A 20,095-nucleotide genomic window follows, 5' to 3' on the forward strand; every position below is an offset into this window, starting at 1 on the left:
CCGAACATGGTTGTGTTGGGCCTCGCAGAGCTCGGCGCCAACCTACGGCACCGTGCCCAACCCGAACCACGGCGCTGACCGATGTGTAGGGTGGATGACGCTTTTTTCATCCACCAAGCGGCCTTGAAGCCCATACACATGCCCGCCTCGTGGGAGCGAATTCATTCGCGATGGAATATCCGCCCACGCATAGCCAGGTGCCTGCGGAAGGTCTTTCGCGGCTGAAGCCGCTCCTACAGGGAGGGCCTTCGCTGCTCCCGGGCTGAAGCCCGGGCTACCTGGTTTAGATCCCCGCCTTGGCGGCCTTGGCTGCGGCGGCGGCGCGGGTGTTGACGCCCAGGGTGCGCAGCAGCGAGGAGACGTGGATGCGCACGGTGAAGGGCGAGATGTCCAGCTCGCGGGCGATTTCCTTGTTCGACAGGCCGTTGGCGATCAGCCGCAGCACGTCCTGCTGACGCGGGGTGAGCTGGGTCAGTTCGGCGTCGTGGGCGAGCAGGCCGGTTTCGCCGAAGCGCACCACGAAATCCCCCTCGCGAATGGCCAGCAGCGCCTCGCCGACCTCGTCGGGGGCGATGGCCTTGCCGATGAAGCCGTCGGCACCGGCGGCCATGACTTCATCGACGGCCTTCTGGCTGTCGACCATGGAGACGATGACGATGGAGCTGCGCTTGAAGGCCTGGCGCAGTGCGCCGATGGCCTCGACGGACTGGCCGGGGAAGAGCAGGTCGAGGATGAACATGCTGGGCGCGGCGCCCTCATTGGCCAGGGCGAGCACTTCCTCCATGCTGCCGGCTTCCTCCACCTGCACGGTGGGCAGTACACGCTGGACGATACGCCGCAGACCATCGCGGAATACGGGGTGATCGTCGGCAACGATGATGCGTTCGGAACTGTTTTCTTCGGACATCCGTTTCTTGTCTTGTTCTTGGGAAGCCGCAAGCCCTCGACGGCGTGTCGACCTGGCCCGCGTGCTTCGGATAATCGACTGCCTGCATCCTGCAGCCCGTGGTTCTTCCCTGAAAGTGTCTCAGGGTAGAGACAAATCGCCGCTCACGCCATCGAACAGATCGCCGCATCGACCATCGGCAATGTCCCTCGAAAGAGTGCTTTTCAGTGCTTCAGCGCTCGCAACCGTCGCCTCCGCCGCTGCATGCCAGGCGCGCGAAGAGCGTGGCGGTGCGCTGTCCATCCGGTTGCGGAGCGCTTCCCTGGCTGGCAACGGGCATAGCCAGCTCGAGTCGCAGCTGCCTCCCTGTTCTGGCGATATCCGTGGAGTGGGCAAGAATGCATAGGCGTACATCCATCATTCATTGCGGCCAGGTGGTCGCCGCCATCGCCCCTGTGGGCGCAAGGAGCAGTACCCATGATCCGACGCATTGCCCTGGCCTTCGGCCTGTTGTTCGCCTGCCTGGCCCATGCCGACCCGGCGCAGGATGCAATGAAGGCGCGGGCGCTGCTGGACCGCGCCGTCGACTATTACCAGGCGCACGGTGATGCGGCGCTGGCCGTCTTCAGCCGCCAGGGCGAGTTCATCGAGGAGGACCGCTACGTCTTCGTGGTGGACACCCACGGCGTGATGCTGGCCAGCGGCGGACCCTCGGCGGTGCTGATCGGCCGCGATGTGTCCCAGGTGCTGGAACCGGAGTTGCGCGAGGCCTTCCAGAAGGTGCTGGCCACCACCGAGCAGCAGGGCGTGCGGACCGCCGAATACCGCTGGAAGAACTGGCGCGACGGCCATGTGGAGCGCAAGGAGGTGTATTTCCGTCGGGTCGGTGAGCGCATCATCGCCGTCGGCCACTACCTGCCCCGGGCCACGCCCGAGCAGGCCCATCAGTTCATGGCCCGCGCGGTGAAGGCGATGGAAGCCGACGCGGCGGGGAGCATCAAGGCGATCAACGCGCTGTCGCCCGATTTCCGCGAGGACGACCTGTACCTCTTCGTAATCGACCTGCAGGACCGCCGCTACGTCGCCCATGGCTACAACCTGCGCCTGGTGGGCGTGGACTTCGCCACCATCGACGACCCCGAAGGCAAGCCGGTGGGTGCGCCGATCCTCGAGCTGATGACCAAGGCCGACAAGGGCGACTACGAGTACCGCTGGAAGAACCCGGTGACCGGCAAGGTGGAGTACAAGCACGCGCTGCTGCGCAAGGTCGGCCATTACCTGGTGGTGACCGGCTACTACAGCGACTGACAAGCGCGCGGGGGCGGCCGGCGGGCAGCCCCCGCTGCGGGGCTAGCGGCTGGGGGCCTCGCCGACCACCGTGGTGCGGTACATCTCGCGGCGCATGCCGTGGTAGTCGGAAATGGGCAGGTGCCAGGTGCTGCGGTTGTCCCAGATGGCCAGGGTGCCGGGGCTCCAGCGCATGCGGCAGGTGAAGGTCGGCTGGGCGGCGACGCTGAACAGGTGGGTCAGCAGGGCCGTTGCCTCCGATGGCCGCAGCCCTTCGATGCCACTGGTGTAGGCCGGGTTGACGAAGAGCACCCGCTGCCCGGTTTCCGGGTGGCGGGTGATCAGCGGATGGCGGCGCACCTCGCCGTCGGTGGCTTCGCCGAAGCGGATGTCCATGTTCTCCAGCAGCTTGTTGTGCGCGGCGCCGACGCCATAGGCGCGCTCCGGGCTGTGGATGGCGTCCAGCCCCTGGAGGAAGGCCTGCAGCGGCGGCGACAGCCAGTCATGGGCCAGCGCCAGGTTGGCGAAGAAGGTGTCGCCGCCGAAGGGCGGGATGTCCTTGCCGTAGAGCAGGGTGAAGGCCGGCGGCTTCTCCTGGAACGACCAGTCGGTGTGCCAGGCGCCGCCGAAGACCACCGGGGTCTTCTCGTCGGCTTCCTTGACCACGTGGACCACGTTCGGGTGATCGGGCATGCACTTCACATAGGGCTCTCGGCCGAATTCGCCGAAGGCCAGGGTCACCCGTTCCAGGTCCTCGACTTCCAGCTGCTGGTCTCGGATGAACAGCACCTTGTGGTGCAGCAGCGCCTGGCGCAGTTCGGCGAAGCCGTCCTCATCCAGCTGTTTCAGGTCGACCCCGGTGACATCGGCGCCCAGGGCGCCGGTGGCGGGAAGGGTCTGGAATCGGCGGGTCTGCAGGGCACGATTGACGCTGGGATGGGCATGGTAGAACTCGAACATGGCGGCCACCTCTTATCGTTGTCATGGGCCTGCTCAGCATGGCCAAGGTGGCCGCGCCTTGCCACGGCGAGTCCGGCCAAAGTCCGGACGGGAAGGCATGAAAAAGGGAGGCGCTGGGCCTCCCTTTGTTCGAGCGTCCCGGGCTGAAGCCCAGGCTACATCACGAAAGTTCGCGGGCGAGGGTGGCCACCAGTTCGGCGGCGGGCAGTGCGCGGGCCAGGGGCGCCCCCTGGCCGGCCCATTGCACGGCGTAGTCGTCGCAACCCTTGGCCGAGGCGGCCGCATGCAGCGCCTTGGCGGCGTCGTAGGTGATGGGGTAGTCGGGCAGGGCGGGGGCCTGGGGGTGGCCGACATCGCTGAACAGCCGGTTCGGCAGGCCCCGGGCGGCGCGGCCGGAAATGGCGGCGGTGAGGGCGGTGCGCTCGACCCGTGGGCTTTTCATGGCCTCGCGGTAGGCGGCGTTGGCGGCGGATTCCGGGCAGAGGATGAAGGCGGTGCCGAGCTGTGCGCCGCTCGCACCCAGCTGCAGGGCGGCGCGGATGCCGGTGCCGTCCATGATGCCGCCGGCGGCGATCACCGGCAGGCGGGTCTGGCTGGCCAGGGTGCGGGTGAGGGCGAAGGTGCCGATCAGCGCATCCTGCTCGGGCTCGAACACGCCGCGATGGCCGCCGGCCTCCACGCCCTGGGCGACGATGGCGTCGACCCCGGCCGCTTCGATCAGCCGTGCTTCGGCCAGGCTGGTAGCGGTGGCGAGCAGGCGGATGCCGCGAGCCTTCAACGGGTCGATCCAGCCTTGTGGCGGCAGGCCGAAGTGGAAGCTGACCACCGCCGGGGCTTCTTCCAGCAGCACCTGGAGCATGGCCGGGTCATCGAGGAAGCTGCGGTAGATCTCCCGCAGGGTGGCCGGCGGCTCGGCGTCGAATTCGGCGAACAGTGGGCGCAGGTGCTCGAGCCAGGCCTGCTCGCGCGCCGGGTCGGCCTGGGCCGGCTGGTGGCAGAAGAGGTTGACGTTGAACGGCTTGGCGGTGAGCGCGCGGGTGTCGCGGATCATCGTCCGCGCCTGCTCGGGCGTGCTGGCGCCGATGCCGATGGAGCCCAGGGCGCCGGCATTGGACACGGCGGCGGCCAGCTTCGGCGTGGAAACCCCCACCATGGGCGCCTGGATAAGGGGGATGTCGATCCCCAGCAGTTCTGTGAGCAACATGTTCGGCAGGCCTCTCGGTCGATGGTTGGCTTGACGCAAAATCTCATAAAGAGAATATTTAGATCAACTTGTTCTCCAAAAGAGATTGAAAGTGGACCTGACCAGCCTCGAGATCTTCCGCGCCGTCGCCGCCGAGCAGAGCGTCACCCGTGCCGCTCAGCAGCTGCAACGGGTGCAATCGAACGTCACCACGCGCATCCAGCAACTGGAAGATGAGCTGGGCGTGCCGCTGTTCCAACGGGACGGCAAGCGCATGGCGCTGACCGACAAGGGCCGTGAATTCCTCGCCTATGCCGAACGCCTGCTGGCCCTGGCGGCGGAGGCGCGGCAAGCCATGCACCCGGACCTGGCTAGCGGCACGTTGCGCCTGGGCAGCATGGAGAGCACCGCGGCCAGCCGCTTGCCGGCGGTGCTGGCGCGCTATCACCGCGCGTTTCCGGCGGTGTCCCTGGAGGTGTCCACCGGCACCAGTCAGGCGTTGATCGAGGGGGTGCTGTCCAGCCGCCTCGATTGCGCCCTGGTGGCCCACCCCGATGCCTTGCACCGCGAAGACCTCGCCGGCCAGGCGCTGGAACGCGGCCTGTGCGCCAGCCCGGTGTTTCATGAAGAGTTGGTGATGGTGCTGCCGCCGGACCACCCGCCAGCGGCCTCGCCGGGGGACATCCGTGTCGGCACGCTGGCCTGCTTCGCCCGGGGCTGCACCTACCGCCTGCTCGCCGAGCGCTGGCTGGCCGAGCACCGTAGTGAAGGTACGCCGTTGCAGGTGCGCGAGGTGGGTTCCTACCACGCCATCCTCGCCTGCGTCAGCGCGGGGGACAGCGCCGGCATCGTGCCGCGCTCGGTGCTCGCGCTGTACCGGGAGAGCCCGGCGCTCACCGCGCTGGCGGTGATGCCGGTGGATACGCTGCTGGTCTGGCGCGAGGGCTATGCCACGGCGGCGTTCGAGCGTTTGCGCGAGTCATTGCTGGCGCGCTAGCCAGGCGGCGGGGCGCTGCACACTTGCGGCTGGCCGCTCGAGCCCATGGCGGCGCAGCCGCTCGATCGAGGGAGGCACAGGCCTCCCTGCGCGTTTGCTGCCGTTCGCCCTCAACTGGGCTGGCTCTTGCGGTACTCGGTGGTGGTGACACCGGCATAGCCCCAGTTATCGGTGTCGATCTCCTCGATGACGATATGGGTGTATTCCGGTGCCTTGCCCAGGACCCGTTGCAGGGTCTCGGTGATCTCGGCGATGACCTGGGCCTTCTGTTCGCGGGTGACGCCGTCACGGGTGATACGGACATTGACGAATGGCATCTGGAGCTCCTCTGGCGGTAGCGAATGGGACCGTAGCGAAGTGCTGCCGGCCTGGGGACTCTAGCGGCATTTGTTCCCCTTCCGTGGATGAGTGCAGGGTCGGAATTTTCAGTTATCACCCGTGAGCGGGCTTGCTAGGCAGCCTGGCCCTTGCCGGCGCGGATGTCGAAGGCACCGCCGGTGAAGTTGCCGTCGACAGTGACCTTGCCCTTGCCGGGCAGCAACGGGAACACCAGCTCGGCGAAGCGGTAGGCCTCTTCCAGGTGCGGGTAGCCGGAGAGCACGAAGCTGTCGACGCCCAGGTCGGCGTATTCCTGCAGCCGCGCGGCGACGGTCTGCGGGTCGCCCACCAGGGCCGTGCCCGCGCCGCCACGTACCAGGCCGACGCCGGCCCAGAGGTTGGGCGCCACTTCCAGGCGGTCACGCCGGCCCTGGTGCAGGGCGGCCATGCGCCGCTGGCCTTCGGAGTCCATGCGCGCGTAGTTGGCCTGGGCGGCGGCGATGGTGGCGTCGTCCAGATGGCTGATCAGCTCGTCGGCAGCGGCCCAGGCCGCCTCCTCGGTTTCCCGCACGATCACGTGCAGGCGTACGCCGAAGCGCACGGTGCGCCCATGCCTGGCCGCGCGGGCACGCACGTCGGCGATCTTCTCGGCCACCGCCGCCGGCGGCTCGCCCCAGCTCAGGTAGGCGTCCACATGCTTGGCGGCGAGCTCGTGGGCGGCCACCGAGGAGCCGCCGAAGTAGAGCGGCGGGTAGGGCTTCTGCAACGGCGGGAAGAAGTTCTGCGCGCCACGGACCTTGTGGTGCTCGCCGTCGAAGTCGACGGTTTCGCCCTGCAGCAGGCGGCGCCAGATGGTGAGGAACTCGTCCGAGGCGGCGTAGCGCGCGTCGTGGTCAAGGAACACGCCATCGGCGGCCAGCTCGGTGGCGTCGCCACCCGGCACCACGTTGAGCAGCAGGCGCCCGCCACTGGCCTGGTCGAGGCTCGCGGCCTGGCGTGCGGTGGCGGTGGGGTTGCCGAGGGTGGTGCGCAGGGCCACCAGCAGCTTGATGCGCTGGGTGACGGGCACCAGGCTGGCGGCGGTTACCCAGGGGTCGAGGCAACTGGCGCCGGTGGGGATCAGCACGCCGTCGTAGCCGAGCTGCTCCGCCGCCACGGCGATCTGCCGCATGTAGGCGTTGGTGGCCGGGCGGCCAGTCTCGGAACGGCCCAGGAAACGGGTATCGCCGGACGTCGGCAGGAACCAGAAAAGGTCGAAGCTCATGGATCAATCCTCGTTGCAGACTAGCGTCCCGCAGGGGGCAGGGCGCATCGATGGTGTGCAACGCAGGGCAGGAAGGTGCTTGCTTGGGCAAGTCTCTGTAGTGGGCTGGGCCCGGTGGATCGACATATATCCTAAAAGCGCCAAACGACCTTGGATAAATAATTTCGGGGAATAAGCATGTGCCAAAAACAGGCTGCGACCGGGGTCGGCCGAGGGGGAGGGAGCCGGCAGGCCCGCGCCGGGCGGGCCTGCCGTGCATCAGGCCGGGTGCAGGGGCTGCCCCCAGCGGTTGTGACCCGCCAGCTGCGGGTCTTCGCCCGGGCAGCGCTCGGAACTCATGCGGGCTTTCTTCTCCACGTCGCAACCGCACAGCGCGCAACTGGCCCGGGTCTTCATGAGCTTTTGCAGGGCGCTGGGTGCGCTGTCCGAGGGCCGCAGGTTGGGGCAGGCGACGCAGGCACCCAGGCGCCGCTCGAACACCTCGCTGTCGACCACCGAGAAGCCCACGGCGCTCCAGCTGGCCAGCGCAGTGGACGCCTGCTTCATCAGCTCGCGCGTTCCCTTGACGGGGACTGCTGCCGTTGTGGGCGCGACCGTCGGGTTGGCCAGCAAGGTGTCGAGGAAGGCCGGCGTGCGGCGGCAGACCAACAGGTTGCGGGCGTACTCCTCGGACTGCACTGCCGCGATCAGCACCGCGGATGCGACCGGGGCATCCAGCCCGAGGATGTCGGCCAGCTGGCGACAGCCATCTTCGATGGAGCGCAGCCGGATACCGGCGATGGCCTGTAGTTCGCTCATGTCGGGCCTCCTGGCTACTTGGCCGCTGGGAAGTTGAAGTCCGCGCTGTTGTGCTCGCCCAGCACCGAGCCGTTCTCCGCGGCGACATCGGTCAGGGTGATGGTGAACGCCCTGCCGAGGGGCGCGCTGACGGTCAGCACGACCACCGAGGCGTCCTGCGGGTTGAGCTGGGCGGAGAGCACCTTGGGCGGCTTGGTCACGACTTCGCTCGCGCCGGCGGGGGTGAACTTGAAGTTGTAGAGGTCCTCGATGCTCAGGGGGTCGATGTTCTTGTTGAAGGACAGCGCGAGAAGCAGGTTCTTGGGGTCGCTGCCGTTCGGCGTGGCCGCCAGCAGCGCCAGGTCGTCGCAGGCGCAGGGCAGCACGTTGCCGCCGAAGATGCCGGTGTTGATGGAACCGATGCGGCACTTGATCGAGGGGTTGTTGGCCAGGTCGTTGTCGTCGCCGCCGGCATGGATCGGGAGGATGTAGCCGAACACCGTCTTGATCTGGTCCAGTGCGTTGTTGAACAGGTCGTCGGAGTCGAGGAAGAAGACGTTACGGAAGATCGACGAAACCGCATAGAAGTCGGCGGCCGCCGTATAGGTGAAGCCATTGGCGTCTTTCGGCGTGCTGCCCAGGAGCCGGGCGATGCCCTGGGCGATGATGAACTTGTAGCCATCGGCATAGAGGCCATTGAGCCGGGTGATCTCGCCACTGATCACCAGGTGCTGCTGCCCGTACATCTCGAAGGCGTAGGTGTTGAAGCTGGGGTTGGCGCGGTCGATGAGGACGTTGATCGAGGGGTAGAAAGCCTTGAACACCTTGATCAGGTAGTTGACGGCGTCGATGCCGGCTTCGCTGGTCAGGTCGCGGAAGCTGGCCTGCTTGCTGTTGACGATGTCGTCGGCCTGCTCCTCGGTGAGGAAGCGCGCGGCCCCGGCCGGAATGTAGATGTCACCTGCGGGGTTGAAGGCGCTGAAACCTGCGGGGGCAGCCACGCCCTCCAGGTTCTCGCCGGCATGCAGCGCAGCGGCACGGGTCACGCTGAGGTGCGGGTTGGCGGCGGCAAACGACTCGCTGCCGAGGACGGGGGTGTCGTCCGGGCCGTCCATCAGGCCCATCTTGGCCAACTCGTGCTGGTTGATCTGCAGGCAGTAATCGCCGGACACCACGCCCGCCGAATTGATCAGGTGGCCATCGAGAGTACCGGTGAAGTGCAAGCCGGTGGCGATGTGGTGCAGGCCTCCCCTCCATATGCCGATCTGGCAGCTGTTGATGTCGAGCGCGGTGCCCTCGGCGGTCATCAGCTGATCCCTGCCCGGGACCAGGCGATCCGCGCGCTTGAGCTTGCCGTTGCTCATCAGGAACAGGTGGTCGAAGGAGGCGACCCACTGGCGGTCACCGGCAGCGCGGATGTACACCATGGTGCTGTGCCCGCCAGCGTCGGTGCCGCTGGAGAATTTCACCGTGCCGGTTTTCCAGGACAGCTTCTGCGCGTCCCAGCCCCCCACCGTGACGTCGTCGCCGATGTTGAACTGCTCGATGGCCTTGACCCCGTTCGGGATGGCGATCGGCGTGCCGTTGGCCAGGCAGGAGCAGCAGCAGTAGCAGGTCTGGGTGGCGTAGCCGTCCGGGCAGCTGTAGCCCCAGGTGGGGTCGTAGTCCGGCTCCTTGATGTCATGGGGCGGGTTCCTGTTGATGCACTGCGCGGTGGAGACGGGGTAGAGCGGGTGGCCCTTGCCGAAGGTGTTGCAGTCGTCGTGGAAGGTCTGCGACTCGGTGAAATTGTCGCAATGCTGCTCGCTGCAGACCTTGGCGTTCGGATTCAGGTCATGCACGGAGTTTTCGCATCCCGGAAAGATCGATCCCATTTCAAGTCCCTCTGGTTCTGGTGGTTGTGCGGATAGGTTCTGTCGGTGCAACGGCCGGCTCAGGAACTCGAACTGACGCACCCCGGCAGCGCTTCACCGAAGATGCCTGCGGTGATGGCGCGGTAGCGGCAGGGGATGCCCGGGTTGGCCGCGAGGTCATTCGGGTCGGGCTTCTGGTTCTGGCTGGAGATGCCCTGCTGGAACAGGGTCTTGATCTGGATCTCGATGCCGCTGTTCAGGGCGCTGTTGTCGGAGACGGAGAAGAACACCCGCGAGAGCAGGGTGACGGTGGTGGTGTAGTCGGCCACCCCGACGTAGCTCAGGCCATTGCCGTCCACCGGCGTCTGCCCGCTGAAGCGCGCCACGCACTGGCCGACGATGAAGCAGAAGGCTTCGTAGTACAGGCAGGTGATGCGTACCAGGCCGCCATTGACCACGACCTTCTGCCGGCCGTCGATGTAGACGAAGCTGCGCGCATTGGCCGTGTCATTGGCCCAGTCGAGGTAGAAGTCGATGTTCGGGTAGACGCTCTTGAAGGCGCGGAAGATCGCCTCCATCAGCGGCGGCACCACCTCGTCGTCGATGGCTCGGGCCGGCATCTTGCCGAGGTCCACGGCCTGGGCGTCGGTGACGAACTGGGCGTAGTTGCTCTTCAGGTGGGGGATGCTCGTGCTGACGGCGATGCTCAGGGTGCTGGCGGCCACCTGCTGGGGCGCAGCGCCGTCCTGGCCACCCTGGAAGGCCTGCAGCTGGTACTGCGCGGACATGGAGATCGCCGGCAGGTCGACCGTCAGCATGCCTTTGGCCAGGGCCGTGGCGTCCAGCTTCCAGCTGGCGCCGCTCTGCAGGCAACTGATGGTGGCGCTGGTCACGCTCTCGGCCACCCGCCAGTTGAGCACGACGCTGTCGCCGGGGGCGCCGACGCTTTCCGCGGCCCAGAACGCGGCGATGGCCGGGTTGACGGTGATGGGGTAGACGCTGGACTGGAAGGTGAACGAGGTGGTTTCGTCGCTCGCGGCGGTGACGTGCAGGTAGTAGATGCCCGAGGCCTCCACCGCATCGAGGGTGTAGATGTAGGTGCGCGCCGGGATGTTCACGAGGGTGCTCTGGCCATCCACGCTGTAGCTGATGCTGTAGTTGGCCAGGTGCAGGTTCTGCCCGGTCCAGACCAGGGTCACGCTGTCGCCCTGGTTGATGATCGGCGTGGCGCTGTAGAAGGCGTCGAGGCGGAAGTCCTGGGGGAACTTGGGCACCGCCAGGGAGCCGCGATTGGCCCGCGTCGAGCCGTCTACCTCGATGTGTTCGGTGATGGCGATCAGCGCGGTGCCGACCATGGGGCTGACCGTGAGGTCGAAGACGAAGATCAACCCGTCGCGGCCGATGCTGTAGGGCGCCGCCGGCGACATCGAGAACCTGCCGCCGCTGGGCGTCGGGTGCGACCAGCCGTCGGGCAGGCTGGGTGTGGTCGGGGCTACGCCGCTGGCGATGTCCCGCGCGCCGCTGCCCTGGGTCAGCACGAAGTCGATGCCATTGAGGGTGAAGGGCGCCCCGGCATTCGACACGATGATGGTCAGGCGCGCGGTATTGCCCGCCTGCAGCACCCCGGGCTCGGTGAGGAACGAGTAGGACAGCAGGAGCTCACTCATCGTCGGCATTCCTATCAAGGTGGGTCATGAACTTCAGCCAGCCGTCCTGGACCTGCATGGATGGAGCCGAGAGCTGGGCGTTGGGCGAACTGAAGTCCACCGCCGAGGCGGTGAACTGGGTGGGGCTGGTGTGGCTGATCCACGACCACTCGCCGTTCTGCTCCGCCAGGCGCGGGATCTGGATCGACGCCGCCGAGGTCAGCAGCGAGCCGACGCTGAAGGTGATTTCCATATTGCTCAGGGTGTTTTCGAAGAAGCGGTTGGGCAGGGCGATGTTCTTGACCGGCAGGATGCCGGTGCTGCCGTGCAGGGTGCCGCGCGGGTCCATCAGCAGGGTGATGAAGGCCGGGGTGCCATCGGCGGTCAGCGACAGGTAGTTGCCGGCCTTGCCGCCGATGGCCTGGACGTAGCTGGAGCCGGTGTCGAGCCCGGCGGGGTAATGCACCGAGTTGAAGGTCTGGAAGGCCGGGTCGGCGTAGTAGCCGATCAGCCCGTCTTCGCGCACGGCCAGGCTGCCCAGGCGCAAGGCGAAGGCGGTCTGGCCCACGCCGTTGTCATTGTGGGTGAAGGTGTCGGCCCAGCTCTGGTTGGTGTAGCGCTCGCCGGCCAGCTCCAGGGCCAGCTTCAGTCGCAGCACGGCCAGGGGCCGGCCGATCAGCACCGCCATGTCCGGGTCGCTGCGGGGGCCGAGCGGGTCCACCAGCCACAGTGATTCGTCGATCACCGTGAGGAAGTTGTCGAAGGTGCCGCCGGCCTGGCGCTGCGCCGCCATCAGGCCGCTGACCACGCCACGCAGGTGCAGGTTGGGAATCTGCTCCGGGCTGGTGATGGGGTTCAGGCTATCGGGCGCCGGGAACCAGGCGACCGTCTGCCGGTTGGGGTCTTCACGCACCTCGCCCAGCAACTGGCCCTGCTGGTCGTAGATGGCCAGGGCGACGTCCAGGTGGTTGGGCAGTACCCAGCCGCACACGGGATCGGCGGAAGCCACCAGGCCGACCTCATCGCTGTCCTTGTCGGCGTCGACCCAGCGCATGCTCAGTTGCCCGGGCTGGACCAGGCCGAAGCGCTGCTGCACGAACTGCGCCGGCGTGTAGTCGCCGACGGCGATATTCGGGTTGGCCGGGGTGAGTTGCCGCGAGCGGATGGGGGTAAAGGTCGAGGCCTTGCCACCGGAGGGGTTGTTGTTGGCGGGCAGCAGGCTGACGGACTGGCCAAAGCTGTCGACCACCTCGATATCGTCGATCACGAAGAACCCGCCCAGCTGCGGGAAGAAGGTCGGCGACACCGGGCCGTAGTCATAGTCCTGGTCGCCTTTGCTGGGGTCGGGTGCGCTCTGGTACTGGTTCTGCACCAGGGCGGCGATATCGCCGATGGGGGGCCAGGACTGGCCTGCCGAACGGGTCGCGAACTCGCCATGCAGGCCGCTGAGGCGCTGCGACATCACCCCCCAGGAGCGGATCGCCTGGAGCAGGGCATCGAGCCTTTCCAGCTTCGGCTGCGGCGTCCTGGACTTGTCGATGTAGTCGCGCAGGCGGTTCTCGAAGTTGAACACCGAGTGCGACGACAGCAGCGTGCGCCCGGTATAGCCGACCATCAGGCTTTCGTTCAGGTGCACCCCGGTCCAGTTGTAGTCGTCGCCGTCGAATTGCCATTCATTGCGGTTGAACTGCCAGGGCGAGTCGCCATCCTTCTGGCTGTAGGTGGGGTACCACTTCAGGCTCCACTCCAGGAACAGCGGGTTCCAGGGTTGCACCCAGGCCGCCACCGAGAGCGCCAGGGGCCCCTGGGAGCCGGCGGCCGCCCAGGTGCCCTTGGCGATGGCTGCGCCGATGTCGGCAGGTTGCACGTTGCCCATGAACAGGTTGGCGGCGATGTTCGTCCAGTTCGCCGGGTCGAGGAAGAACGCCTCTTTGCACAGCGCGTAAAGCGCAGGCGGAATTCCCGGGTTGGCCAGGGGCAGGGGGATCAACGCTGCCGCGCCATCGGCGGTGACGGTCTTGCCGTTGATGCTCAGGCCGGTGACGACCTGGTCCAGGGTGCGGCACTGCAGGGCCGGGCCGGCACTGTCGTTGTCGGGGTTGGCGATACCGGCAACCACCAGCACCGGGTCATTGGGCTGCCAGTAGCGGGGCGCGTTCCTGGGTTTGAGCACCAGTGAGGCCGGCAGCTTGAGTACATTGCGGGCATAGGCCTCGATGGCCGTCTCGTCGCTGTAGAGCGGCACCTGGCCGCTGCTGAGGGTGACGCTGATGCTCTGCTGCAGTTGCTGGATCTGGCTGACCAGGGCCTGGTATTGCGCCGAGCTGGGGTCCAGTGCGCTGGCGATCTGGGCCATGTTGGCCGGCGGATTGGTCGGCCCCAGGCCCAATACGTTGTAGTTCTGGTTCTTCCACCAACGCGCGTACAGCGTCCATTGCAACGACGTCAGCTGGCGCTGGTTGGCGTTGAGGAGGGCCTGGGCCCGGTTCAGGGCGGCGAGGCCGGCGGCGTAGTCGGTGCTGTCGACAGGGGCGTTGGCATTCGTCGTGCCGGTGGTTTCCCGCGCGCGGACTTCCCAGGCCTGGCCGCCCGGGATGGCGCCGTAGCGGGCCTGGCGGGCCTTGTCCGCCACCAGGGTGCGGCCACCGACCTGGTCGAGGGTGTCCAGCGAGCCATATTGCAGGGCTTCGAGCAGGGTCAGGTCGACATCCTGGTCACCGCTGGTCACCCCCACCAGGGCTGCGAGGGCTTCCACCGAGGTGTTGCCGATGGCGACCTTCACGTTCTTGCCGATGTCGCCCGGCACTTGGGTCTGGTCGCCGGTCGGCATGGTCGCGGTTTGCCAGACCAGGGAATGGCGCATGCCGTGGACGATGCAGCGGTTGGCCAGCGCACCGGTGTACTGGCTGAGGTCGGGGAACCCGGCCAGAGCCCAGTTGAGGTCGCCGAGCTGTGCGCTGAAGGCGTCCAGCTGTGCGCCGGCACCCTGCAGCGGGTCGAAGTCCGGGTTGGCGTACCAGCCGGCCACCAGGTAGCTCAAGGCGGTGTTTTCCGGCAGGTTGGCGGCATCGCCGTCGACGAAACTGAAGACGTTCTGCGCGGCCGGGGCATAGGCGCTGAAGGTCACGTCCCCGGGGCCTATGGCGCGCAGGAACATGGCATTGCCGGCGGCGGTTTCGCTCCAGCTGGCGCTGAGCAGCTGGGACTTGCCGATCTTGGTCACGGCATTCGGGCTGCCGAGGTTCTGCACCTTGGGATCGAGGAAGGACATCGAGCCATCCTTGCCGCTGAGGTAGTCGCTTTCGATGATCCAGGAGGTGGGGTCGATCTTGCTCGCGCCAGGCTGGAAGCGCACCACCAGCCAGCGGTTGGGCACCTGGGGAAAGCTGATCTGCGCGTCGCTGACGGCCAGGTAGGGCTGTTTCGCCGCATCCTGCCGGGGTTCGATCAGGTAGTGCCGGGCGCTGCGCCAGTCGATCAGTTGCCAGCCGGTGTCGCCGGTGTCCGCCTGGGGGGCGATCGAAACGCCACTGGCGGCCAAGGCCAGGCCGTTGCTGCTGAAGGCGGCGAGCAGCTCGGCGCTCGGCTGGTTCTGCTCCAGGGCACGGGTGATGGTGGCAACCGCGGCGGTGATGGTGAACAGCTGCGCGCCCGGCTGCCCGTGCTTGAGGGCCTGGGGCAGTTGCCAGTGCAGGTGGATGCCCGGTTTCGGCGGGTCGCCGCCGTCCTGGAAGGGCGCCGGCGTGGGGCTGTCCATGTTGTTGACCAGGTAGCTGTAGTTGTTCCGCCAGCGCCGGAACCTGCTGCCATTGAGCACGGGCTGGTTCACCAGCAGGGCTTGCAGCGCCATGGGGATCAGCAGTTGGGTCGTCCCTGTCATCGTTTTCACCTGGCCTTCTGTGCCTGATTGGTAAACACCATCTGCTCGGGCACCTTGACCAGTTGCAGCGCGAACTGCGCTGCATTCAAGGTGGTCTTGCCCAGCTTGGCGGCGAGGGCCGCGTTCAGGTGCTTGATGTTCAAGACGCGGTCGGCCTGCGGGCCGCGAAAGTCCGCCACGCCGTCCAGGGTGTAGGTCACGCCGGGCATGATTTCGCCGTTGTCCGGGTCACGCAGGTCGATTTCCAGGGCCTGCTGCACGGGCTCCACGCCAAAGCACAGGCCTTCGCTGGGCTGGTCGAACTCGATCCAGGCCGGGGCATCGGGGAACAGGCAGATCAGCACGTTGGGCGATAGCCGATCGAGCCGGAGGATCTGCATGCGGTCGATGCCCAGCGGCGCGCCCTCATCGTCCTTGTCCACGCTGCGGTAGCCCTTGATCTCGATGCCCGGGTATTGCACGAGCACGTCGGAGCGCAGGAGGAAGCCGGCGATCACCCCATCGGTGGGGTCCTGTTGGGTGGCGGGCAGGCCCAGCAGCTGTTCGCGGATGCCCAGGGTCAGCCGGTCGAGGGCATCGCGGATGAGGTCCTTGGTGATGGTGTAGTAGTGGCTGTCCCTGGACGACTGCACGCCGATGCTCATGGCGCCGTCCACCAGGCTGTCGATCCAGGCGCGGTCGAGGTAGAAGAAGCGGATCGATTCGATCGGCAGCAGGCGCGGGTCGGCCACCAGGTGGTCGAAGGGCACGTCGTACAGCAGCGAGGTGCGTGCCAGCCACTCGACGATGGTTTGCAGTTCCTGGCCCTCGACGGCGTTGAGCAGCGCCGTGACCTGGGGGTTCTGCATGAGCTTCTGCAGCTCCTGGAGCAGCTGCGGCGGCAGGTCGGCATCGGCCTGGGTCAGGGTGCTGGGCGGCGGCGCGAAACTCACCGGGTTGGCGTTGAGGTTGGGCGCGATCAGCGTGGAGAACTCGCCGAGCATGAAGTCGAGGAAACCCTCGGTGATCAGCTGGTCATGGAAGAACTGGTTGATGTCGCCGGCGTAGGTGTCGAGGAAGTTCTGCAGCTGGTCTTCCTGCGCCAGGTTCGCCAGCAGGTCGACGATGTGGTTCAGCTTGCGGCGCCAGTCCATCAGGCTGGTGGCGAAGGCGCGGTTGCTCAGGGCCATGAGGCGGCCGGTCTGCCAGGCGACCGAGTAGGAGAGGTCGAACAGGCCGGTCTGGGGATCGAAGATCACCGCATCGGATGCCGACCTGAACGGCTGCATGGTGGCGCCTCGGGTGAACTGGTCGGGTTTGCACGGTGCCAGGGGGCTGCGGTACCAGGACAGGGTCTTGTTGCCGTACAACGCGTTGTATTGCAGGGGCACGTAACCGTTACCCAGGGCCTTGCTGGCGACCTTGCCGGGCGAGGCGTCCTGGGCGATGGCAGCGGGGGAGAGCGGCAGGCGCAGGCTCAGGCCGGTGTTCTGCTCGCTGTCGGCGGACACCAGGTTGAGCATGAAGCTGCTGAAGCTTTCGCCGTGATCGGGCAGGCAGGTGAAGGACCAGCTGTACAGCGAGATCAGCCGAACGCTGTCGATACCCGCCGGGAAGGTCGCGCCTTCGGCGAGGTAGGGCTTGAAGCCTTCCAGCGAGACCAGGTGGACGAGTTGCCGGGTCGGCTGCTCCGGGTTGATCGGGAAGCGGTTGCCGACGATCAGCGAGAACCAGCCCGAGTGCGTCATCTCGAGAATTTCCTTGTGCTCCATGTTCACCTGGCGCACGTGGGCCAGGCTGCACAGTTCGCTGGTGGCCGGAGCGGCACTGTCCAGGTGCGGCACGAGGGCGAGGAAGCTGGCACTGGAGATGTCGATGCTGTGCACGATGTCGTCATCGCTCTGGCCGTGGTCCAGGTGGGCGATGCTCGGGCCCAGCAGCCCGCCACTGCTGATATTGCGCACCTGGGACAGGGGCAATGCCGCCGCCAGGGTCTGGGTGGGAGGCGCCACACTGTTCTGCGGCACGCTGATTTGCGCGGTGTCGAGCACCAGCAGGGCCATCCAGGGCGCGCCACTGGTATCGCCCGGCTCCAGGGTGTGTTCCCAAGGCAGGGCGCGCTTGTTGAGGACGATCTGCGGCAGGTCGTTCTCGAACTTGCCACTGCTGCCGTTGGCGGGAAACACCGACTGCACGTCCTTGTCCGTCAGGCTGAAGCGTGGCGCCTGCACGGAGAAGTTCTGGGTGCGCTGCACCTTCTGCGTTTCGTTGTCGTACAGCAGCTCCTGGGAGAAGGCGATGCTGTAGTCGCCGGCCATCAGGGGCGGCACGATCTTGTCGAAGAACTCGATGGTGCCGGGTTCGAGATCGGCACTGCGGCGAATCGGGATGGCGCTCTTCATCTCGTCTCATTCCACCTGGGCAAGGGGCAGCGGGCCGATCAGCGGATCGGTGGCGAAGTTCGATTGCGCGTCGAAACCGGTCATGGATTCGTCCAGCACGGCGAAGCCGCACAAGGCATCGAGCGCCGCGACTATCTGGGTGCGCGCGCTCGCGGTCTTGTCGATGGCCGGGTTGATCACCGCGCTGCGTGCATTCGCGGTGATCGCCGCACTGTTGGGCACCTCTGGCGCGGCGGCGGAGATCGGCAGCCAGGGCAGGGTGGTGCTACCGGTGGGGAAGAGGGTGAAGTAGGTGAAGGCCTTGGCGATGTCGATCTGCCCGGTGTGCGCCGGCTGGTAGGTGGCCAGTGCGGAGAGGCCCTGAACACCGACCAGGCAGCCGTCGATGAGCTTGCCGTTGGGGTCGACATCCGACGGCTTGGCCACCGGCGCGCCCCACAGGGCCTGCGGCAGGGCACGGTTGAAGGGCTGTGGCGTGTTCCAGGTGATGGGGTTGCCGTCTTCCGAGGTGATGCTCAGGCTGGCCTTCGAGGAACCGATGCCGGTGACCTTCATCGGCCGGATCGCCAGGGGCCCGGCCTGGGATTGCAGGGTGCTGCCGGCCACGCTGAGCTGGGTCATGGGCACGGCCGAGGTGGCGTCGAAGACGAACTCGTCGGCGCGCACCAGCCAGCGGACGCTGCCATCGCTGTCCTGCACCTGGTTGAGCAGGCCATTGCTGATCGTCAGGTGGCACAGCTCGGCCTGGGCCTCGTTGTTGCTGGCCTGGGCTGCGAGCGAGAGCGCCGCGCTCTGCCGGGGCTGGGCCAGCATCGCCTTGAAGTCGTTCCAGGCCAGCTTCTGGTCCCCCGCGCCTTCGCTGGCGCCGAAGGGCACGCTGAAGGAGATGATCCACAGGTGGATATGCACGATGCCGCCGGTGGGCGGGCCGTACAGGGCCAGATTGGCGCCCAGTTCGAAGTGCAGGGTGGTGCTGACGAAGAGGAAGTGCACGTGGTAGGACACGCCCACGTCGACGCCGATGCCCGCCGTGAAATAGAAGGGTTTCCAGTAGATGAGGAAGTCGGCGTAGGCGGTGAACCAGGCCCGCAGGTTGCCCGATTGATAGACCGCCTCGAGCCCGCCGCCGGCCATGATGCAGGAGGGCGTCAGGGCGAAGTAGGCACCGCCCTTGATCGACACTTCGCTCGACACCGCCCAGTCGAAGCCCAGGCGCGACACCACCGGGTAATAGTCTGGCGGCTTGAAGGCCGGGTGGTAGCCACCGACGGTGAAGACGAAGTCGCCGGCATGGGCGTTGCTGCCGAACCAGCTGTAGAAGGCGAAGCCGCCGGTCAGGTGGCAGTTCTTGTCCAGCACATAGGAGTTGGATGACAGCGCCGCTTCGGCCTTGAACAGCCCGGCATCGGGCTGGAACACCACTTCCAGGTCCAGCTCGACGTAGCCGTAGGTGACACCCGCCGGGGGAAAGGCGCCGTAGGACTTGCCTAGGACCAGGATCTCGAACTCCTTGCCGACCTCCACCACCGCCACCACGTTGGAGTGGATCAGCTCGAAGGAGGTGAACTGGATACCGGCGGCGAACCAGTACTCGCCGAGAGCGGGCTGGATGTAGCGGTTGACCTTCCCCAGCACCTGCGCCAGCTGCGATGCCTGGGGCAGGCCGCTGCCCGGCAGCCCCAGTTGCGACGGGTCGTTGAGCCCCGCCAGCAGGGGGAAGCTGCCGACGTCGGAGACCGCCGGTGGCTGCACCGAGCGGTTGTAGCCGAAGCCCGCCGACAGCCCGGTGACGAAGAACGCCGGTGGCCCGCCGATGGCATGGTCGAGGAAGGCGAAGCCGAACAGCGAGTTGTCGGTGTGGCCATTGCTGGCGATGGAAGTGAAGGAGCCCAGGGCCATGAGCGCGAGGTCCGCGGTGCGGATCTGCAAGGCGCCGTCGTACTGCTGCTGGCCATTCTGTTCACTGATCAGCAGGCCGCCCTCGATGGTCAGGGCCGAGGTGGAGAAGGCGACGTCCAGGCCCTTGAGCCCCATCCTGATGTCATCGAAGCTGTTCAGGCCGAAGATCGGCACGGTCGCCGACAGCCCGCTGAGTTCGACGCTGAAGGAGGAGGTGGCCAGGCCTGCATCCAGCAGCACCTGGACGTCGTTGCCGATGCAGTTGAAGCCGATCCGGCCGATATGGATGGGGCCTATGGATTTCTGGATGTTGATCCAGAAGATCGAGTCCGGTGGCACGGTCTGCGGCGTGGCGTCGGTGAGCGTGCCGGCCACCGCTGTGCCCTGGCCAGGGGTAGCGACCTGCGAGCCGGATGGCGGCGGGTTGGTCGAGCCCGACAAGGGCAACTTCAACTGGCTGACGGTGTTGCCCCCAGTACCAGCGTCAGCTCCAGCACGAACTGGTCGGTGGCGGTGCCGCCGATCGGGTGTTCGAAGGCCAGCTGGAAGTCCTTGAGCACCACGGCGGAGTCGGCGAAGTCCTGGCTCACCAGCGGCATATGCCGGGACAGCACCAGGTCCTCGACCTTGAAGCCGCCTTTGACCTTCAGTCCCTGATCGTCGTACAGCCCGAAGAACAGGGTGCCCGGGAGAATGACCGGAGAGACTTCGACCGAAGCGATCGTGGTCTCGGTTGTGGCTGCCAGCCTGGTGGAGGTGACCAT

Annotated in this window: 14 protein-coding genes; 2 read left to right on the forward strand and 12 right to left on the reverse strand. The window is 66.7% G+C overall.

The genetic code is table 11. From position 1 onward, the window contains the following. Positions 1-283: 283 nt before the first annotated feature. Positions 284-907, reverse strand: coding sequence for a LuxR C-terminal-related transcriptional regulator (locus tag RTW82_RS10020; protein ID WP_184490411.1), 624 nt, complete (start codon positions 905-907; stop codon positions 284-286). A gap of 456 nt (positions 908-1,363) precedes the next feature. On the opposite strand from RTW82_RS10020, the gene RTW82_RS10025 reads away from it, so the two are divergent. Continuing rightward, positions 1,364-2,194 (forward strand): cache domain-containing protein, encoded by an 831-nt coding sequence (locus RTW82_RS10025; RefSeq protein WP_316925004.1) that lies wholly within the window; start codon positions 1,364-1,366, stop codon positions 2,192-2,194. 42 nt (positions 2,195-2,236) lie between these two features. Here the strand turns inward: RTW82_RS10025 and RTW82_RS10030 are convergent, their stop codons facing one another. Together RTW82_RS10030 and RTW82_RS10035 are read right to left on the reverse strand one after the other, a co-directional pair. Then, positions 2,237-3,133, reverse strand: a complete 897-nt coding sequence (locus RTW82_RS10030) for a TauD/TfdA dioxygenase family protein (RefSeq protein WP_316925005.1) — start codon at positions 3,131-3,133, stop codon at positions 2,237-2,239. A 160-nt stretch (positions 3,134-3,293) separates the two neighbouring features. Beyond that, entirely contained in the window at positions 3,294-4,337 is a 1,044-nt protein-coding gene (locus tag RTW82_RS10035) for an NAD(P)H-dependent flavin oxidoreductase (RefSeq protein WP_316925006.1), read from the reverse strand. A 91-nt stretch (positions 4,338-4,428) separates the two neighbouring features. Here RTW82_RS10035 and RTW82_RS10040 point away from each other — a divergent pair, with 91 nt between their 5' ends. Further along, positions 4,429-5,313 (forward strand): LysR substrate-binding domain-containing protein, encoded by an 885-nt coding sequence (locus RTW82_RS10040; protein WP_316925007.1) that lies wholly within the window; start codon positions 4,429-4,431, stop codon positions 5,311-5,313. Between the two features lie 110 nt (positions 5,314-5,423). Here the strand turns inward: RTW82_RS10040 and RTW82_RS10045 are convergent, their stop codons facing one another. The 9 genes from RTW82_RS10045 to RTW82_RS10085 form a co-directional block, all read right to left on the reverse strand. Next, the gene (locus RTW82_RS10045) at positions 5,424-5,630 is read right to left on the reverse strand and encodes a tautomerase family protein (RefSeq protein WP_021221661.1); all 207 of its coding nucleotides are present in this window, start codon (positions 5,628-5,630) and stop codon (positions 5,424-5,426) included. A 134-nt stretch (positions 5,631-5,764) separates the two neighbouring features. Then, the gene (ssuD, locus tag RTW82_RS10050; RefSeq protein ID WP_271661240.1) at positions 5,765-6,895 is read right to left on the reverse strand and encodes an FMNH2-dependent alkanesulfonate monooxygenase; all 1,131 of its coding nucleotides are present in this window, start codon (positions 6,893-6,895) and stop codon (positions 5,765-5,767) included. Positions 6,896-7,153: 258 nt separating this feature from the next. Next, positions 7,154-7,693 carry a hypothetical protein gene (locus tag RTW82_RS10055; RefSeq protein ID WP_271661241.1) on the reverse strand — a complete coding sequence of 180 codons (540 nt, stop codon included), beginning with the start codon at positions 7,691-7,693 and terminating at the stop codon, positions 7,154-7,156. A gap of 14 nt (positions 7,694-7,707) precedes the next feature. Continuing rightward, positions 7,708-9,513 carry a hypothetical protein gene (locus tag RTW82_RS10060; protein ID WP_316925008.1) on the reverse strand — a complete coding sequence of 602 codons (1,806 nt, stop codon included), beginning with the start codon at positions 9,511-9,513 and terminating at the stop codon, positions 7,708-7,710. A gap of 92 nt (positions 9,514-9,605) precedes the next feature. Then, positions 9,606-11,192, reverse strand: a complete 1,587-nt coding sequence (locus RTW82_RS10065; protein WP_316925009.1) for a hypothetical protein — start codon at positions 11,190-11,192, stop codon at positions 9,606-9,608. Further along, positions 11,185-15,051, reverse strand: coding sequence for a hypothetical protein (locus RTW82_RS10070; RefSeq protein ID WP_316925010.1), 3,867 nt, complete (start codon positions 15,049-15,051; stop codon positions 11,185-11,187). Before RTW82_RS10070 ends, RTW82_RS10065 begins: the two co-directional genes overlap by 8 nt. Before the next feature lie 5 nt (positions 15,052-15,056). Continuing rightward, the gene (locus RTW82_RS10075; RefSeq protein WP_316925011.1) at positions 15,057-17,432 is read right to left on the reverse strand and encodes a hypothetical protein; all 2,376 of its coding nucleotides are present in this window, start codon (positions 17,430-17,432) and stop codon (positions 15,057-15,059) included. A gap of 6 nt (positions 17,433-17,438) precedes the next feature. Then, complete coding sequence (locus RTW82_RS10080) at positions 17,439-19,784, reverse strand: DUF6603 domain-containing protein (RefSeq protein ID WP_316925012.1); 2,346 nt, start codon at positions 19,782-19,784, stop codon at positions 17,439-17,441. Continuing rightward, positions 19,781-20,095, reverse strand: a complete 315-nt coding sequence (locus RTW82_RS10085; RefSeq protein ID WP_316925013.1) for a hypothetical protein — start codon at positions 20,093-20,095, stop codon at positions 19,781-19,783. Before RTW82_RS10085 ends, RTW82_RS10080 begins: the two co-directional genes overlap by 4 nt.

The sequence above is a fragment of the Pseudomonas sp. zfem005 genome (assembly GCF_032621735.1).
GTDB classification, from domain to species: domain Bacteria; phylum Pseudomonadota; class Gammaproteobacteria; order Pseudomonadales; family Pseudomonadaceae; genus Metapseudomonas; species Metapseudomonas solani.

Bases quoted from the DNA above. Each gene is read 5' to 3' on its own strand.
- RTW82_RS10020 (WP_184490411.1), bottom strand. From the start codon at position 907: ATGTCCGAAGAAAACAGTTCCGAACGCATCATCGTTGCCGACGATCAC.
- RTW82_RS10085 (WP_316925013.1), bottom strand. From the start codon at position 20,095: ATGGTCACCTCCACCAGGCTGGCAGCCACAACCGAGACCACGATCGCT.
- RTW82_RS10075 (WP_316925011.1), bottom strand. From the start codon at position 17,432: ATGAAGAGCGCCATCCCGATTCGCCGCAGTGCCGATCTCGAACCCGGC.
- RTW82_RS10030 (WP_316925005.1), bottom strand. From the start codon at position 3,133: ATGTTCGAGTTCTACCATGCCCATCCCAGCGTCAATCGTGCCCTGCAG.
- ssuD (WP_271661240.1), bottom strand. From the start codon at position 6,895: ATGAGCTTCGACCTTTTCTGGTTCCTGCCGACGTCCGGCGATACCCGT.
- RTW82_RS10065 (WP_316925009.1), bottom strand. From the start codon at position 11,192: ATGAGTGAGCTCCTGCTGTCCTACTCGTTCCTCACCGAGCCCGGGGTG.
- RTW82_RS10025 (WP_316925004.1), top strand. From the start codon at position 1,364: ATGATCCGACGCATTGCCCTGGCCTTCGGCCTGTTGTTCGCCTGCCTG.
- RTW82_RS10045 (WP_021221661.1), bottom strand. From the start codon at position 5,630: ATGCCATTCGTCAATGTCCGTATCACCCGTGACGGCGTCACCCGCGAA.
- RTW82_RS10055 (WP_271661241.1), bottom strand. From the start codon at position 7,693: ATGAGCGAACTACAGGCCATCGCCGGTATCCGGCTGCGCTCCATCGAA.
- RTW82_RS10035 (WP_316925006.1), bottom strand. From the start codon at position 4,337: ATGTTGCTCACAGAACTGCTGGGGATCGACATCCCCCTTATCCAGGCG.
- RTW82_RS10070 (WP_316925010.1), bottom strand. From the start codon at position 15,051: ATGACAGGGACGACCCAACTGCTGATCCCCATGGCGCTGCAAGCCCTG.